General features: G+C 71.8%; 14 protein-coding genes. 11 read left to right on the plus strand and 3 right to left on the minus strand.

Translation table 11 applies throughout. The features are described 5' to 3' along the window. The first annotated feature begins 168 nt into the window (after positions 1 to 168). From B2W79_RS02835 to B2W79_RS02865, 7 genes are all read left to right on the plus strand, one after another. The gene (locus tag B2W79_RS02835; protein WP_292786839.1) at positions 169 to 957 is read left to right on the plus strand and encodes a MoaF C-terminal domain-containing protein; all 789 of its coding nucleotides are present in this window, start codon (positions 169 to 171) and stop codon (positions 955 to 957) included. Positions 958 to 1,005: 48 nt separating this feature from the next. After that, a complete protein-coding gene (locus B2W79_RS02840; RefSeq protein WP_292786842.1) occupies positions 1,006 to 1,428 on the plus strand; it encodes a nuclear transport factor 2 family protein in 423 nt (140 codons plus the stop codon). Positions 1,429 to 1,460: 32 nt separating this feature from the next. Continuing rightward, positions 1,461 to 2,627 (plus strand): ABC transporter substrate-binding protein, encoded by a 1,167-nt coding sequence (locus tag B2W79_RS02845; RefSeq protein ID WP_071327381.1) that lies wholly within the window; start codon positions 1,461 to 1,463, stop codon positions 2,625 to 2,627. Positions 2,628 to 2,713: 86 nt separating this feature from the next. Then, a complete protein-coding gene (locus B2W79_RS02850; protein WP_025103865.1) occupies positions 2,714 to 3,574 on the plus strand; it encodes an ABC transporter permease subunit in 861 nt (286 codons plus the stop codon). Next, positions 3,561 to 5,333, plus strand: coding sequence for an ABC transporter permease subunit (locus B2W79_RS02855; protein ID WP_292786855.1), 1,773 nt, complete (start codon positions 3,561 to 3,563; stop codon positions 5,331 to 5,333). The genes B2W79_RS02850 and B2W79_RS02855 overlap by 14 nt, the downstream gene beginning before the upstream one ends. Next, on the plus strand, positions 5,330 to 6,022 hold the full coding sequence (locus B2W79_RS02860; RefSeq protein ID WP_071327384.1) for an ABC transporter ATP-binding protein: 693 nt from the start codon (positions 5,330 to 5,332) through the stop codon (positions 6,020 to 6,022). Before B2W79_RS02855 ends, B2W79_RS02860 begins: the two co-directional genes overlap by 4 nt. Before the next feature lie 111 nt (positions 6,023 to 6,133). Further along, positions 6,134 to 6,814 carry an HAD-IA family hydrolase gene (locus B2W79_RS02865; RefSeq protein WP_292786859.1) on the plus strand — a complete coding sequence of 227 codons (681 nt, stop codon included), beginning with the start codon at positions 6,134 to 6,136 and terminating at the stop codon, positions 6,812 to 6,814. Here B2W79_RS02865 and B2W79_RS02870 read toward each other — a convergent pair. Further along, positions 6,811 to 7,845: an aldo/keto reductase gene (locus B2W79_RS02870; protein ID WP_292786862.1), complete on the minus strand. Its 1,035-nt coding sequence runs from the start codon at positions 7,843 to 7,845 to the stop codon at positions 6,811 to 6,813. The genes B2W79_RS02865 and B2W79_RS02870 overlap by 4 nt on opposite strands. Before the next feature lie 118 nt (positions 7,846 to 7,963). Here B2W79_RS02870 and B2W79_RS02875 point away from each other — a divergent pair, with 118 nt between their 5' ends. Then, positions 7,964 to 8,521, plus strand: coding sequence for a TetR/AcrR family transcriptional regulator (locus B2W79_RS02875; protein ID WP_292786865.1), 558 nt, complete (start codon positions 7,964 to 7,966; stop codon positions 8,519 to 8,521). Between the two features lie 16 nt (positions 8,522 to 8,537). On the opposite strand, the gene B2W79_RS02880 is transcribed toward B2W79_RS02875, so the two are convergent. Beyond that, on the minus strand, positions 8,538 to 9,353 hold the full coding sequence (locus B2W79_RS02880) for an SDR family NAD(P)-dependent oxidoreductase (protein WP_071327385.1): 816 nt from the start codon (positions 9,351 to 9,353) through the stop codon (positions 8,538 to 8,540). A gap of 53 nt (positions 9,354 to 9,406) precedes the next feature. Then, positions 9,407 to 10,156 carry an SDR family NAD(P)-dependent oxidoreductase gene (locus tag B2W79_RS02885; protein WP_292786870.1) on the minus strand — a complete coding sequence of 250 codons (750 nt, stop codon included), beginning with the start codon at positions 10,154 to 10,156 and terminating at the stop codon, positions 9,407 to 9,409. A 243-nt stretch (positions 10,157 to 10,399) separates the two neighbouring features. Between B2W79_RS02885 and B2W79_RS02890 the strand changes: the two genes are divergently transcribed. Genes B2W79_RS02890 through B2W79_RS02900 form a run of 3 tightly spaced genes read left to right on the plus strand, consistent with a single transcriptional unit; the run spans position 10,400 to position 14,378 of the window. Beyond that, complete coding sequence (locus B2W79_RS02890; RefSeq protein WP_071327387.1) at positions 10,400 to 11,854, plus strand: APC family permease; 1,455 nt, start codon at positions 10,400 to 10,402, stop codon at positions 11,852 to 11,854. 39 nt (positions 11,855 to 11,893) lie between these two features. Beyond that, positions 11,894 to 12,733, plus strand: coding sequence for a molybdenum cofactor biosynthesis F family protein (locus tag B2W79_RS02895; RefSeq protein WP_292786874.1), 840 nt, complete (start codon positions 11,894 to 11,896; stop codon positions 12,731 to 12,733). A 1-nt stretch (position 12,734) separates the two neighbouring features. Next, a complete protein-coding gene (locus tag B2W79_RS02900; protein ID WP_292786877.1) occupies positions 12,735 to 14,378 on the plus strand; it encodes an amidohydrolase in 1,644 nt (547 codons plus the stop codon). Positions 14,379 to 14,399: the final 21 nt, after the last annotated feature.

Consider the following 14,399-nt stretch of genomic DNA (forward strand, 5'->3'; position numbering starts at 1 on the left):
GCGGGGGCGGGGGCTTGCCCGGGAGGGCACGCCGGTTGACTCTCGGCGCGGGATGGACGCCGCGCGCTTGAGGGCTCCCCCGGCCCGGCCGGAGCATGAGGCAAGCGCATCGCGACGACGCGGTGCCCGGGGCGACGAGGCCCCGCCGTGTGCGACGTCAGGACCCTCATGACCGACATCTCCACCGACCCCGCTCTGGACGAACGGCGCACGTACGACGAGTTCGCCGCGGGCATCGACACGTTCCGCCTGCCGAACACGACGCTCGCCGGAACCACGCTCACGCTCACCCTGGACGACGACGCCACCTTCACGCTCCGCTTCGACGAGGACTCCGTGACGTGGGAGGGAGGGGGCGCCTCCGGCCGCGACCCGTATGACGCGGTCCGCGTGCGCGACGACGTCGTCTTCGTGAACATCCCCTTCGAGACCCGCGAGCGCGAAGCCCTCACCGTCGTGTTCTCCACCACGACCCACCGCGCCACCGTCATCCGCTCCCGCATCGCGGCGGAGGCCGTCGAGGGCACCCCGCGGGTCGGACAGGACTTCTGGGCCGCGACCACCGACGCCGGCCCCGCGACCGGAGAGGTCCCCGGTCCGAGCCGCGACCTCATCGGCAAGCGGAACATCTACCGCTACAGCCCCCACCACCTGTACGAGCACGTCTACGTCTCCAGCCAGCGCTACGCGTGGCAGTGCCTCGAGGGCGTCCAGCGCGGTCACGGCGACATGGACCTCTCCACGGTGTGGAAGTTCGCGGACGGCCTCTACCTGTTCTGCTTCCGCGAGTTCCGGATCGCAGTGGCGAGCGTCTGGCTGCACGACCTCGGCTACCAGCTCATGACGACGGGGATCTTCCTCGGACTCAACGGCGACGGCGAGTCCGAGCACTCCCGCGCCGGCGGACACATCTACCCCCTGGGCGCCGTCGCCTACCCCGACGCCCAGCCCGTCTGACCCCTCGACCCTTCGACGGGCTCGGGGACCCGGAACGAAAGAGAGCACATGAGCAACGCAGACCTGATCCGCGACCACTACGCCGCGAACGACCGGGGCGACCTGGACGGCATGCTCGCGCCCTTCGCGGCCGACATCGAGTGGACGGAGGCCGCCGGGTTCCCCTACGCCGGAACGTACATCGGCCCGGACGCGGTCGCCGACAACGTCTTCGGCCGCATCCAGGAAGAGTGGGACGACTACACCGTCGCGATCGACGAGGTCGTCGACGGCGGCGACGTCGTGGTCGGCATCGGCACCTACTCCGGCACCTACAAGCGCACCGGGCGGTTCTTCGCCGCCCGGGTGGCCCACGTCTGGCGCGTGGCGGGCGGCGAGATCGTCGCCTTCGAGCAGTTCACCGACACGGAGCTCGTGAACCGCGCTCTGCGCGCGCCGTCGACGAGCACCGAGACCCAGCCTTCGAGCTGACAGCAGGACCCGAACAGGAGAGGCAGAAGCACATGAACAGACGAGCATCCGGCACCGCGGCGGTCATCGCCGTGGCCGCCCTCGCTCTCGCCGGCTGCGCCGGTGGCGACGGAGCCGGGGGCGACGGCGCCCCCATCGTCGTCGGCTCCGTGAACACGATCAGCGGCCCGGCGACGTTCCCGGAAGCGTCGCAGGCGGCCGCCGCCGTCTTCGACGCGTTCAACGAGGAAGGCGGCCTGGACGGCCGCACCATCGAGTACAAGATGCTCGACGACAAGGGCGACCCCGCCACGGCCACCGCCTCGGCGCGGGAGATCGTGGGCAGCGATGAAGCCGTCGCGCTCGTGGGCTCCGCGAGCCTCATCGAGTGCGAGATCAACGCGAAGTACTACGAGCAGGAGGGCATCCTCTCGGTGCCCGGCATCGGCGTCGACACGGGCTGCTTCGACAGCGAGAACATCTCGCCGGCGAACGTCGGCCCGTTCAACGACATGACCCTCACGCTGCAGTACGGCTCCGAGGTGCTCGGACTCGACGACATCTGCATCCTGCTGGAGATCGCCGGCTCCACCCGCCCGACCTACCAGGCCGCGATCGACAGGTGGACCGAGATCACGGGCAAGGAGCCGAAGTACGTCGACGACACCGTGCCGTACGGCGCCTCCGACTACACGCCCTACATCGTCAAGGCACGGGACCAGGGCTGCAAGGCCCTCGCGATCAACCCCGTCGAGCCCGACGCGATCGGACAGGTCAAGGCCGCGAACGCGCAGGGCTGGGACGACGTGACCTGGCTCTACCTCACGAGCGTCTACAGCGAGAACTTCGCCGACGCGATCGACGACGCGGGCGCCGGCATCTACGTCCCCGCCGAGTTCTATCCCTTCACGGACGACAGCGACATCAACGCGGACTGGCGGGCGCTGATGGAGGAGAACGACATCCCCCTCACCTCGTTCAGCCAGGGCGGCTACCTCGCGGCGACGTACTTCATCGAGGTGCTGAAGAGCATCGACGGCGACATCACCCGGGAGAGCGTCTCCGAGGCGTTGAAGGGCATGGACCCGATCGAGAACCCGATGGTGGGGACGCCCTACGCCTTCGGCACGCAGAACACCGCGGGGTGGCCGATCGTCCTGAAGTCGGGCACGAACGCCTGGGAGAAGGTCGCCGACGACTGGCTCCGGATCGGCGAATAGTCCCCGCGCTTTCGACAGGCTCAGCGACCCACCCTGGGTCCCTGAGCCTGTCGAAGGGCCCTCCCCCTCACCAGAAAGGACGCCTGATGCTCCAAGGCGCCATCGCCGGTCTCGCCGCCGGCGGCCTCTACGCCGTCCTCGGCGTCTGCCTCACCCTCATGTCGCGCCTCGTGCGTGTGGTGAACTTCGCCCAGGCCGCGACCGGCATGTTCGGCGCGTTCACCGCCGTGTGGTTCGTCCGAGAGATCGGGCTGCCCATCTGGCTGGGCTCGATCCTCGGGGTCCTCGTCGCGGGCGTGCTCGCCGCGGCGATCGGGTTCATCGCCGCGACCTGGCTGTCGGAGGCCTCGACGACGACCCGCTCTGCCATGACGGTCGGACCGCTCCTGCTGCTCATCTCGCTGTCGTTCATCCTGTTCGGCAACAAGCCGCAGCCGTTCACCCCGATCATCGCCGGCCCTGCGTTCTCCTTCGGCGGCGTGGTGATCAGCCAGGTCACCGTCGCGACGGTGGCGATGGCCGTCGTCACCGCCGTCGCCGTCCGCATCGTGCTGCGCCGCACCCGGGTCGGCACCCAGCTGCGCGCGCTGTCGGAGCGGCCGACCACGGCGGAGCTGCTCGGCATCCGCTCCCGGCCGCTGTCGATCGCCGTCTGGTTCGTCACCGGGATCATCAGCGCCATCGCGATCATCATCGTCGCGCCCTCCCAGTCGAATGACGCCACGAGCCTGTCCATGCTCATCGTCCCCGCCGCCGCGGCCGCGCTCCTCGGCGGCTTCCGCCGGCTCGACCTCGCCGTCGTCGGCGGGCTGCTCCTCGGCGTCCTCGGCGGACTCGTCGCGCAGATCGACGAAGTGGCGCTCGTGCGCAACTTCCTGCCGTTCCTGTTCATCGTCGTCCTGCTGCTGTGGACGCAACGCAAGGAGGTGTGGGATGCCGCTCGCTGACCGCCCCTGGTTCCGGATCACCTGGCCGTTCGCCGTCGCCCTCGTCGGCATCGGCGTGGGCGCGCTCCTCAGCGCCGCCCTTCCCGGCTACTTCGTCTTCCTCGCGATCAGCGCCGTCACGGCCGCGATCGCGATCCTCGGCCTCGGCATCGTCACCGGCTCGGCCGGGATGATCGCCCTGTGCCAGCTCACGTTCGCCGCGGTCGGGGCCTGGATCGTCTCGCTGCTGAACGTGATGCAGGCACCGGGCGGGTTCCTGGTCTGGCTCGTGCTCGGCGGTGTCGCAGCCGGTCTCGTCGGCATCCTCGTCGGGCTCCCCGCCCTGCGGCTGCGCGGGGTGAACCTGGCGGTGGTGACGCTCGGCTTCGCCGCGGCGGCCGACGTCACGCTCGTGCAGATCCAGTTCCCCGGCTCCGCGGACGGCATCGCGATCGAGCGACCGGCGCTGTTCGGGAGCGACCGGGAGTTCTTCTTCCTCTCCATCGTCGTGCTCGCCGTCTGCGGCCTGGCGGTGTTCTTCCTGCAGCGCGGCCGGTGGGGCGCGAGCTGGAAGGCCGTTGCGTTCTCCGAGCGGGGCACGGCCGCGGCCGGGCAGAGCGTGCGCACCGCGAAGCTCACGGCGTTCGCGGTGTCGGCGGCCCTCGGCGGCATCTCCGGCGGGCTGCTCGCCGGACAGGTGCAGCTCCCCTTCGCCTCGAGCTTCACGCCGCTGCAGTCCCTCGCGCTGTACGTGCTGGCGATCATGTCCGGCGCGCACCTCATCGACATGGCCATCTTCGGCGGACTCCTCTGGGTGCTCGTGCCGGAGCTGCTCAAGCGTTGGGGCGTGCCGCAGGACTGGGGCTTCGTCGTGTTCGGCGTGCTGGGAGTGCAGGCCCTCACGAGCGGCACGAACCTCGGCCAGGGCATCCGCAACCTCCTGTACCGGCGGGCCGACCGGCGCACGGCCACCGCGGACCTCACGGCACTCCCGCCGGACGCGGGGACCGAGGCGACGGCGATCACCACGACCACGACCGCCACCGTCGACGAGGCCGCCTTCGACGGCGCTCCGGTGCTCACGGTCGACGGCCTGACCGTGCGGTTCGGGGCGCTCAAGGCCCTCGACGACGTCTCGTTCGCGGTGCCCGCCGCCTCGATCATGGGGCTCATCGGTCCGAACGGCGCAGGGAAGTCGACCTTCGTCGACGCCATCAGCGGCTTCCTCCCCCAGCACGAGGGCCGCGTGCTCCTCGGCGACCGCGACCTCGCCGGCCTCTCCCCCACGCGGCGTGCGCGGCTCGGACTGCGACGGACCTTCCAGCAGGACCGCGTCCCTCCGGCGCTGACGGTGGGCGGCTACGTGCGCTTCGTGGCCAGACGGCGGCTCGCCGCGGCGGACATCGACGAGGTCCTCGCGTTCTTCGGGTGCCCGCCTGCCCGGGCGCGCCTCTCGAGCGTCGACGTCGGCACCCGGCGGCTCGTGGAGGTCGCGGCGAACGTCGCCGCCCGCCCGCGCCTGCTCATCCTCGACGAACCCGCCGCGGGCCTCTCGCACGAGGAGCATCTGGCGCTCGCGGCTCGCCTCCGCGAGCTCCCGGGACGCTACGGCGTGGCCCTCATCATCATCGAGCACGACCTGGACCTCGTCCGCTCGGTGTGCCCGACCCTCACGGTCCTCGACTTCGGCCGCGTCCTGGCGAGCGGCCCGCAGGCGGAGGTCCTCGCGAACCCCGACGTCGTCACGGCGTACATGGGAGAGACGGAGCTGCTGAAATGAGCGCACTGGTGCTCGACGGCGTCACGGTGAGCCGCGGTGCCGGACCGGTCATCTCGGACGTCTCGCTGCGGGTCGCCGGCGGCGAGGTCCTGGCCCTGGTCGGCCCGAACGGGGCGGGCAAGACGAGCCTGATCGAGGCGGTGTCCGGCGTGACGCCGCACTCGTCCGGGTCGATCCTGCTGGACGGGGATCCGATCGACCGGCTCTCCCGCGTGGCGCGGGCCCGGCGCGGCATCGTGCACATCGAGCAGGGGCGGGCCGTGTTCCCGTCGCTGACCGTGCGCGAGAACCTCTCCCTCACGGCACGCACGGCCGGCGAGATCGAAGCCGTGCTCGCGCAGTTCCCGGAGCTGGAGAAGCGCATCGACTCCCCCACGGCGCTGCTGTCGGGTGGGGAGCAGCAGATGGTGGTCTTGGCGCGGGCGTTCGCGGCGAAGCCCCGGGTGCTGCTCATCGACGAGATGTCCCTGGGCCTCGCGCCGGTCGTGTTCCTGCGCCTGATGCCGATCGTCTCGTCGATCGCGGAGTCCGGGGTGGCGGTGCTGCTGGTGGAGCAGTTCACGCAGCTCGCACTCGGTCTCGCGCAGGAGGCGGTGGTCGTCGCCGGCGGCCGCGTGTCGTTCCAGGGCGCGCCGCAGGCCCTCCAAGACGACCCCGCCCTCCTCCACCGCGCCTACCTCGGGGGCTGACTCCCCGTCGACCCACCCCGTTGCGCTCCTCCCGGCCCCTTGCGTACGTGCGCAAGGGGCCGGGGCGCGCGAAAGGGGGTGGGTCGGCGGCGTGGGGGTTAGCCTGAGGGAGTGACCGAGATCCTCCACGCCCGCGCCGCCCTGCTCGACATGGACGGGACCCTCGTCGACTCGACCGCCGTCGTGGAGCGCCTCTGGCTCGCCTGGGCGGAGCCGCACGGGATCGATCCGGACACCGTGCTCCGCACCGTCCACGGGCGCCAGGGACACCAGAGCATGGCGATCCTGCTCCCCGAGCGCGACCACGCGATCAACCTCCGCGAGAACGAGGTCATGCTCGCGACCGAGGCCTCCGACGTGGACGGTGTGATCGGCATCCCGGGCGCCGAGGACCTGCTCGCCGCGCTTCAGCCGTTCCCGCACGCGGTGGTCACCTCGGCCAACATCGCCCTCATGACCGCGCGGATGGGCCAGGCCGGGCTCATGGTCCCCGAGCTCGCCGTGACGGCGGAGAACGTCTCGGCCTCGAAGCCCGATCCGGAGGGCTTCCTCCTCGCCGCCCGCACCCTCGGCATCGACCCTGCGGACTGCGTCGTGTTCGAGGACTCCGGCGCCGGCATCCAGGCCGCCCACGCCGCGGGCATGCGCGTGATCGGCATCGGCCCGCACGCCGGGGCCCACGCCCCGACCGTGCACGTCGACGACCTCACGCACGTCGCCGTGGTCCCGACCGACGACGGCTTCGAGCTCCGCATCGACGGACGCGCGGGCGGGAGCGGCCCCGCCGACTAGGCGGCGGAGCGGTCGGCTGCCGGACGCCGGCGGAGGACCGGCTCGAGCACCGCGGGCGGGTTGTACTGCTGATCGAGACGACCGACATCGGAGCCCGGCGGGACGATCTCGTCGATGCGGTCGAGCAGTTCGTCGCTCAGCGCCACGTCGACCCCCTCCAGCAGGTCGTCGAGCTGCTCCATCGACCGCGGTCCGATCAGCGCGCTGGTCACGCCGGGGTGCGCGATCGCGAAGGCCATCGCGAGGTGCGTCATCCGGATGCCGCTCTCCTCGGACAGGGCGACGACCTGCTCCACCGCGTCGATCCGGCGCTCGTCCTGGTTGTGCCGGAACATGCCCGCCCTGGCGAGATCGGTCTGCTGTCCCTTCCGGAACCGCCCGGTCAGCATGCCGCCGGCGAGCGGGCTCCAGACCAGCGTCCCCAGGCCATAGCGCTGCGCGACCGGCAGGACCTCGCGTTCGATGCCGCGGTTGAGGATCGAGTACGTCGGCTGCTCCGTCCGGAAGCGCTCGAGCCCGCGGCGCTCGGACGTCCACTGCGCCTCGACCTGCATCGACGCGGGGAAGTCGGAGCTGCCGATCGCGCGGACCTTGCCGCTGCGGACGAGATCGGTCAGGGCGGAGAGCGTCTCCTCGAGGTCGACGCCGTCGTCGGGACGGTGCGCCTGGTAGAGGTCGATGTGGTCGGTGCGGAGCCGGCGGAGCGAGTCCTCGACGGCACGCATGATCCAGCGGCGGGAGTTGCCCCGACGGTTGGGGTCGTCGCCCATCGGCCCGTTGAACTTCGTGGCGAGCACGACGTCGTCGCGGCGCCCGACGAGCGCTTTGCCGAGGAGCTCCTCGGACCCGCCCTGCGAGTACCGATCCGCGGTGTCGATGACGTTGATGCCCGCGTCGAGGGCCCGGTGGACGATCCGGATCGAGTCCTGTTCGTCGCCGTTGCCGATGCGGCCGTCCGTGCCGAGCATCATCGCGCCGAGCGCGAAGGGGCTGACCCGGATGCCGGTGCGGCCGAGGGTGCGGTAGTGCATGAGCGGTTCCTTTCGTGGCTGGCATCCCGCCGTCCGGTGTCCTATCGTTGACCGAAGCGGAACGCTCTTCCGGAAGCATACGGAACACTGTTCCGTTTACGCAACCCTCGGAGGATCCATGCGCGCCGACGCCCGCCGCAACACCGACGCCCTCATCGACGCCGCGCGCGAGGTCTTCGCGACCAACGGGGTCGACGCGCCCGCCAGGGCGATCGCGGATCGTGCCGGCGTCGGAGTGGGCACGTTGTACCGTCGATTCCCGCAGCGCTCGGATCTGGTGGTGGCCGTCTTCCGCACCGCCGTGGATGCCACGGAGCAGGCGGCCGCCGAGCTCGCCGCCGCGCACGAGCCCGACGAGGCGCTCGCCCTCTGGCTGCAGCGGTTCACGCAGTTCATCGCGACCAAGCGGGGACTCGCCGCCGCCCTGCACTCCGGCGACCCCGCCTTCGAGGCGCTGCCCGCGTACTTCACCGCCCATCTCGGGGGCGCCCTCGACGGCCTGCTGCGCGCCGCCGAAGCAGCCGGGACCATCCGCGCCGACGTCGACGCCACGCAGCTGCTCTACGCCGCGGCGAACCTCTGCCAGTCCGCAGGGTCGGAGGAGCAGAGCCTGACCCTGGTCGGACTGCTCGTGGACGGCCTCCGCTACCGCGCGACGGCCGCCGCTCAGCCCTGACCCGCCTGACCCGGCGCTACATCCCGGCGTGGTCGAAGGCGATGGTCGGCACGTCGACCACGTGCGACCCGCCGTCCGCCACGATCACGGCACCGGTGATGTACGACGATTCCCCCGACCCCAGGAACCGCACGACGGAGGCGATCTCGGCGGGCCGCGCCGGGCGGCGCAACGGCACGTCGGCGGTGACCGTCGCGTACCCCTCCTCGCGGGAGCCGAGACCGGCGTGCGCCGCGAACTCGTCCATCTCCTCGTCGGCCATCGGCGTCTGCACCCACCCGGGGCAGATCGCGTTGACGCGCACGCCGTGGCGTCCGTAGTCGCGCGCGAGCGTCCGGGTGAGGCCGATGAGGGCGTGCTTGCCGACCGTGTATCCGGCCACCGACGGCCCCGCGAAGAGCCCGGCCAGCGAGGAGACGACCACGATCTGCCCCTTGGCCTCGATCAGCGCCGGCAGCGCCTCCCGCGCCATCACGAACGCGGTGGTGAGGTTGGCGCGGATCGCGGCGTCCCAGCTCGCGTCGTCGGTCTCGGCGACCGGGGAGAACCCGTGTCCCCCGGCGTTCGCGACGAGAACGTCGATCCGGCCGAACCGCGCGAGGATCTCGGCGATCGCGGCCTGCGCCGACGCCGTGTCCGCCGCGTCCGCGACGACGGGGAAGGCCCCGACGGCCCGCTCGACCTCGTGCAGCGGCTCGGGGCGGCGGCCCACCACGACGACGTGCGCCCCTTCGGCCGCGAACCGCTCCGCGACCGCCGCGCCGATGCCCGTGCCGCCTCCGGTGATGACGACGACGCGTCCGGAGACGCTCGATCCGACCACGGTTGCCATGTGTGCTCCTGTGTGTTCTGCGCGCGTGCGCGGTGGGGCCGGACGCGGGCGCGTCAGGCGGGGAATCCCGACCGGGCGGTGTACCCGAAGTCGCTGAGGAGGGTGGTGCCGTTGACCGCCCGGCTCCGCGGGGAGAGCAGGTAGACGACGTGCGCGGCGACCTCGTCGGCGCTCTGCACCGGGAAGGCGGGCTCGTCGAACGCCGCGGCGCCGAGGTCGCCCCGGCTCATCGGGGTGTCGACGATGGACGGTGACACCGCGTTCACCCGCACCCCGGTGCCGGCGAGGTCGACCGAGAGCGCTCTCCCGAACTGGACGAGCGCGGCCTTCGACGCGGCGTAGGGCGCCATGCCCGGGGAGGCCACGACGGCCGAGTCGCTCGCGAGCAGCACGACAGATCCGGCGGCGGACTCCCGGAGCGCCGGGATCGCGTGCTTGAGCACGAGGAACGCGCCAGTGACGTTGACGGCGAGGACGCGGTTCCACGCCTCCAAGGCGATCTCCTCGATCGGCGTCCCCACCGGGCCGGAGATCCCCGCGCAGCAGACCACCGCGTCGAGACCACCCAGCGCGCGGACGCCCGCGTCGACGGCGGCGGCCACCTGCTGCTCGTCCGTGACGTCGGCGGCGAGCCGCACCGGATCGATGCCGGCCTCCCCCGTCGCGTCCCGGAGCGCGGCGGCGTCCCGGTCCAGCAGCGCGACCCGCACCCCCTCGGCCGCGAGCGCCCGGGCGACGGCGCGACCGATGTCGGAGGCAGCCCCCGTGACGAGGGCCGTCGTGCCATCGAGCTGCAGGTCCATCGCATCCTCCGACCGCGGCCCGGCGCCGCGCGGCGCCGACGAGACAGCGGTGTCGTCCCGGTCATCCTGCTCCGCGGGGCGGAGGGGGCGCACGCCCGCCGCCGGGGTGTGCGCGGTGGCACCATCGTCCTTCGCTCACGGTCAAGCGTCGGGACGGGGCGACGAGCAGACTCGCTCTATCGACGATTCCCCTCGTCGTCGATGCCGTGTCCGCACGGCCGTCACCCGAGCAAAGGAGCCGACGTGGCAGAGCAGACCTCCGCACCCACGACGCCGCACCACACCTCCCTCCGCCCCGGCGCCCTCGGCGTCGCGGGCATCGTCTTCCTCGTCCTCGCCGCCGTCGCGCCGCTGACCGGGATCGTCGTCGTCGCCTCCCTCGCCATCGCGCTGGGCAACGGCGGCGGCACCCCGATGTCGTTCTTCCTCGTCGCGGCCATCCTGCTGCTGTTCGCGATCGGCTACGCCCAGATGTCGAAGCAGCTCGTGAACGCCGGGGGCTTCTACGCCTTCGTCGTGAAGGGCCTCGGCCGCACCGGCGGACTCGTCGCGGGCCTCATCGCGACGCTCGGCTACAACTTCTTCGTGGTCGGCACGATCGGCACCAGCGGCTTCTTCATGCAGACGATCATCCGCGACCTCACTGGGCTCGACGTGCACTGGCTCGTCTGGGGCCTGCTGTCGATCGTCGTCTGCTTCGTGCTCGCCCGGATCGGCGTCGACTTCAGCTCGAAGGTGCTCGGGGTGTGCCTCGTGCTCGAGGTGCTCATGCTCGTCGTGTTCGACATCTCGGTGCTCGTGCAGACCGGCTACGACGTCGCCGCCTTCAGCCCGGAGGCCGTGTTCTCCGGCTCGCTGCCCATCGGCCTGCTGCTCGCGGCGACCGGCTTCCTCGGCTTCGAGGCCACCGCGCTCTTCAGCGAGGAGGCCAAGCAGCCGCTGCGCACCATCCCACGGGCGACCTACACCTCGATCATCGCGATCGGCGTGATCCTCGGCGTCACGACCTGGGCCGTGGTGAGCGCGACCGGCGTCGCGCAGGCGCAGGCCACGGCGCTCGAGCACCTGCCCACGGGCGACCTCATCTTCTCGCTCTCGCAGCAGTACCTCGGCGGCCCGCTCACGACCGTGATGATGGTGCTGCTCCTGGTGAGCCTGTTCGCGGCGATGCTCGCCTTCCACAACTCAGCCACCCGCTACCTGTACTCGCTGGGTCGCGCGAAGATCCTCCCCCAGGCTCTCGCCCGCACCCGCCCGAACGGCGCCCCGCAGCTCGCGGGCATCGTGCAGGCCGGCTTCGCGGCGATCGTGGCGATCCTGTTCGCCCTCGCCGGGGCCGATCCCATCGTCACGCTCGTGCCCGCGATGCTCGGCTTCGGCACCCTCAGCGTGCTGATCCTGCAGGGGCTCGCGGCGATCTCGATCGTCGTGTACTTCCGGCGCCGGAACGACCCGCGGTGGTGGAGCACGTTCATCGCGCCGGGCATCGGCTTCCTCGGCATCGCGGCCATCTCGATCCTGGCGATCGTGAACTTCAACATCGTGGCCGGCTCCGAGGAGCTCGCGATCCGCCTGATGCCGCTCCTGCTCGTGCTCGCACTGATCGGGGGCATCGTCTACGCCGCATACCTCCGCCGTGCCAAGCCCGCCGTCTACGACGGCCTCGCCACCGACCTGGAGCGGTTCAGCGACCGCTGACGCCCGCGCCGACCCCGTTCTCCGAAAGAAGGAATCCCCATGACGACCCTCAACCCCGCCGACACCTCCACCTGGCTGCCGCTGGAAGGCCTCGCCCCCGGCTTCGACGCCAACAAGGCCCCGCACAGCACCGCCCTCAGCGGTCGCGAGCTCGCCGTCGTCGACGCCCGCGGCACCCGCATCGTCCACCGCTTCGACGACTCGACCGTCGCCTGGGAGTACCAGCCCGGCGCCGAGGACCCCACGGAGGCCGCGTCCGACACCGACGACTACGAGGCGTTCGAGGTGGACGACGAGCTCTATTTCGTGCAGTTCCACCACCGCTACCTCCCGAACGAGGCCGTCTCGCTCGTGCTCGACCTGCGGCACGGACGCTCCCTCGCGGTGATCTCCGAGATCCTTCCCGCGCTTGAGCAGGGCCGCACCCGGGTGCAGCACCACTTCGCCCCCGGCACCATCGAGGGCGCCGACGTCACCGGCACCGAGGCCGCCCCCACGACCACGCTCATCGGGCGCCGCGTGGAATGGGTCTACAGCGAGGAGCACGCCTACGAACACGTGTACCTCTCCCCGCGCTGGTACTCGTGGCAGTGCCTGGCCGGTCCGGAGCGCGGGCTCGCCGACACCGACGAGAACAGCGTGTGGGAGGTGCGCCCCGGGATCTACGTCTTCGCGTGGCGCGAGAAGGTGATCCCGTGCGCCTCGGTCACGATCGCCGACCACCGCGACGTGAACGCGATCCGCTCCCACGGCGTGCTGTTCGGTCTGGACGAGACGGGCGAGGTGCCGACGCACTTCACGTTCGGCGCGCACGGCCGCCTGCTGTCGACCACGCACCACACGCCCGCGCTCGAGCCCGCGACCTTCGGAGACGCCTGACATGACCGACGTCGCCGACCTCCTCGTCACCGGCTCCGTGATCCGCACGTCCGACCGGGCTCGCCCGCGCGCCGAGGCCTTCGCCGTGCGCGACGGACGGATCCTCGCCGTCGGCGACCGCGCCGACGTGGAGGCGTTCCGGGGCCGCCGCACGCGGGTCGTCGAGGTCGGCGACGCCGCCGTCTACCCCGGCTTCGTGGACGTGCACAACCACCACGCGCTCGCCGGGCGGACCGAGCTCTTCGAACTGTCACTCGCCCCGTCCCTCACGCTCGACGATATCCTCGACCGGGTGCGGGAGAAGGCGCAGACTCTGCCCGAGGACGCCTGGATCGTCGGCGGCGCCGTGGCCACGACCCTGCTGCCGACCCTCGCGGACACCGCCACCCGGCGGCGGCTGGACGAGGCGGCGGGCGGACGGCCGGTGGCGCTCATGGAAGACTCCCGCCACAACCGCTGGGCCAGCACCCGGGCCCTGGAGCTCGCCGGCATCACGGCGGCCAGCATCCCGGCCTCCGGGGTGACGGTGCTCGACCCGGACGACGGCACCCCCACCGGCGTGCTCCTGGAGGCCGCCGGCATCCCGGTGCAGGAGGCGTACGACCGCAGCGGCGGACTCACCGCGGACCAGCATGCCGCCGCATCCCGGCACGGCATCGAGCTGCTGAACTCCTTCGGGATCACGGCGTTCCAGGACGCGGGGGTCTCTGTCGACATCCTCGCCGCACTCGCCGGGCTCGACCGCGCCGACGAGCTGCACGCCTGGGTGGTCTCCTCGCTCCTCATCAACGACGAGATCTTCGGATTCGACCCCATCGGCTCTCCCCTCCTCGACCGGGGTGAGGATTTCCGCACGCCGCACCATCGCCCGGACTTCGTGAAGATCTTCCTCGACGGCGTGCCGCCCGCCCGCACCGCCTCCTTCCTCGACCCGTATCCGGCCGACCCGGTGCACGGCGCGCACTTCCACGGCGAGACGACCATGACCCTCGACGAGCTCACCGGCTGGCTGCGGGCCGTCGCGGCCCGCAGTCTCGGGGCCAAGGTGCACTGCACTGGCGACGGGTCGGCACGCCTCGTGCTCGACGCGACCGCGCGCGTGCGCGCGGAGGGCTTCACGACGCCGGTGCAGATCGCGCACGGGCAGTTCCTCGCGGAGAGCGACATCCCCCGCCTGGCGGCCCTCGACGTCTCCGCCGACATCTCCCCGTTCATCTGGTACCCGGGCGTCATCCCTCAGGCGCTGGCGGACGTGCTGGGAGAGCGGGCCGAGCACTCGCAGCCCAACCGCGCCCTCCTCGACGCCGGAGCCCTCGTGGCCGGCGGCTCGGACTGGCCGGTGAGCGAGTCGCCGAACACGCTCGAAGGCCTGCAGGGGCTGGTGACACGCGCCGATCCGCTCGGTCGGGCCGCGGGCACGCTGTGGCCGGAGCAGGCGATCTCCGCCGAGGAGGCGCTGGAGGTCTTCACGTTCAACGCCGCGACGGCGATGGGGCTCGGCGCGGAGACCGGTTCCCTGACCCCCGGCAAGTCCGCCGACTTCGTGATCCTGGAACGGGACGCGATCGGCGGACCGGCGGAGGAGATCGTGCACACCGAGGTCGTCTCGACGTGGTTCGCCGGGCGCACGGTGCACGAGCGCTGAGCGCGCTGCGCCGTACGATGG

The organism is Microbacterium sp. UBA7513 (assembly GCF_002478345.1).
GTDB lineage: Bacteria > Actinomycetota > Actinomycetes > Actinomycetales > Microbacteriaceae > Microbacterium.

What these genes read in the sequence shown, in the direction of transcription:
- B2W79_RS02835 (WP_292786839.1), top strand. Translation starts at nt 169, where the DNA reads ATGACCGACATCTCCACCGACCCCGCTCTGGACGAACGGCGCACGTAC.
- B2W79_RS02840 (WP_292786842.1), top strand. Translation starts at nt 1,006, where the DNA reads ATGAGCAACGCAGACCTGATCCGCGACCACTACGCCGCGAACGACCGG.
- B2W79_RS02845 (WP_071327381.1), top strand. Translation starts at nt 1,461, where the DNA reads ATGAACAGACGAGCATCCGGCACCGCGGCGGTCATCGCCGTGGCCGCC.
- B2W79_RS02850 (WP_025103865.1), top strand. Translation starts at nt 2,714, where the DNA reads ATGCTCCAAGGCGCCATCGCCGGTCTCGCCGCCGGCGGCCTCTACGCC.
- B2W79_RS02855 (WP_292786855.1), top strand. Translation starts at nt 3,561, where the DNA reads ATGCCGCTCGCTGACCGCCCCTGGTTCCGGATCACCTGGCCGTTCGCC.
- B2W79_RS02860 (WP_071327384.1), top strand. Translation starts at nt 5,330, where the DNA reads ATGAGCGCACTGGTGCTCGACGGCGTCACGGTGAGCCGCGGTGCCGGA.
- B2W79_RS02870 (WP_292786862.1), bottom strand. Translation starts at nt 7,845, where the DNA reads ATGCACTACCGCACCCTCGGCCGCACCGGCATCCGGGTCAGCCCCTTC.
- B2W79_RS02875 (WP_292786865.1), top strand. Translation starts at nt 7,964, where the DNA reads ATGCGCGCCGACGCCCGCCGCAACACCGACGCCCTCATCGACGCCGCG.
- B2W79_RS02880 (WP_071327385.1), bottom strand. Translation starts at nt 9,353, where the DNA reads ATGGCAACCGTGGTCGGATCGAGCGTCTCCGGACGCGTCGTCGTCATC.
- B2W79_RS02885 (WP_292786870.1), bottom strand. Translation starts at nt 10,156, where the DNA reads ATGGACCTGCAGCTCGATGGCACGACGGCCCTCGTCACGGGGGCTGCC.
- B2W79_RS02895 (WP_292786874.1), top strand. Translation starts at nt 11,894, where the DNA reads ATGACGACCCTCAACCCCGCCGACACCTCCACCTGGCTGCCGCTGGAA.
- B2W79_RS02900 (WP_292786877.1), top strand. Translation starts at nt 12,735, where the DNA reads ATGACCGACGTCGCCGACCTCCTCGTCACCGGCTCCGTGATCCGCACG.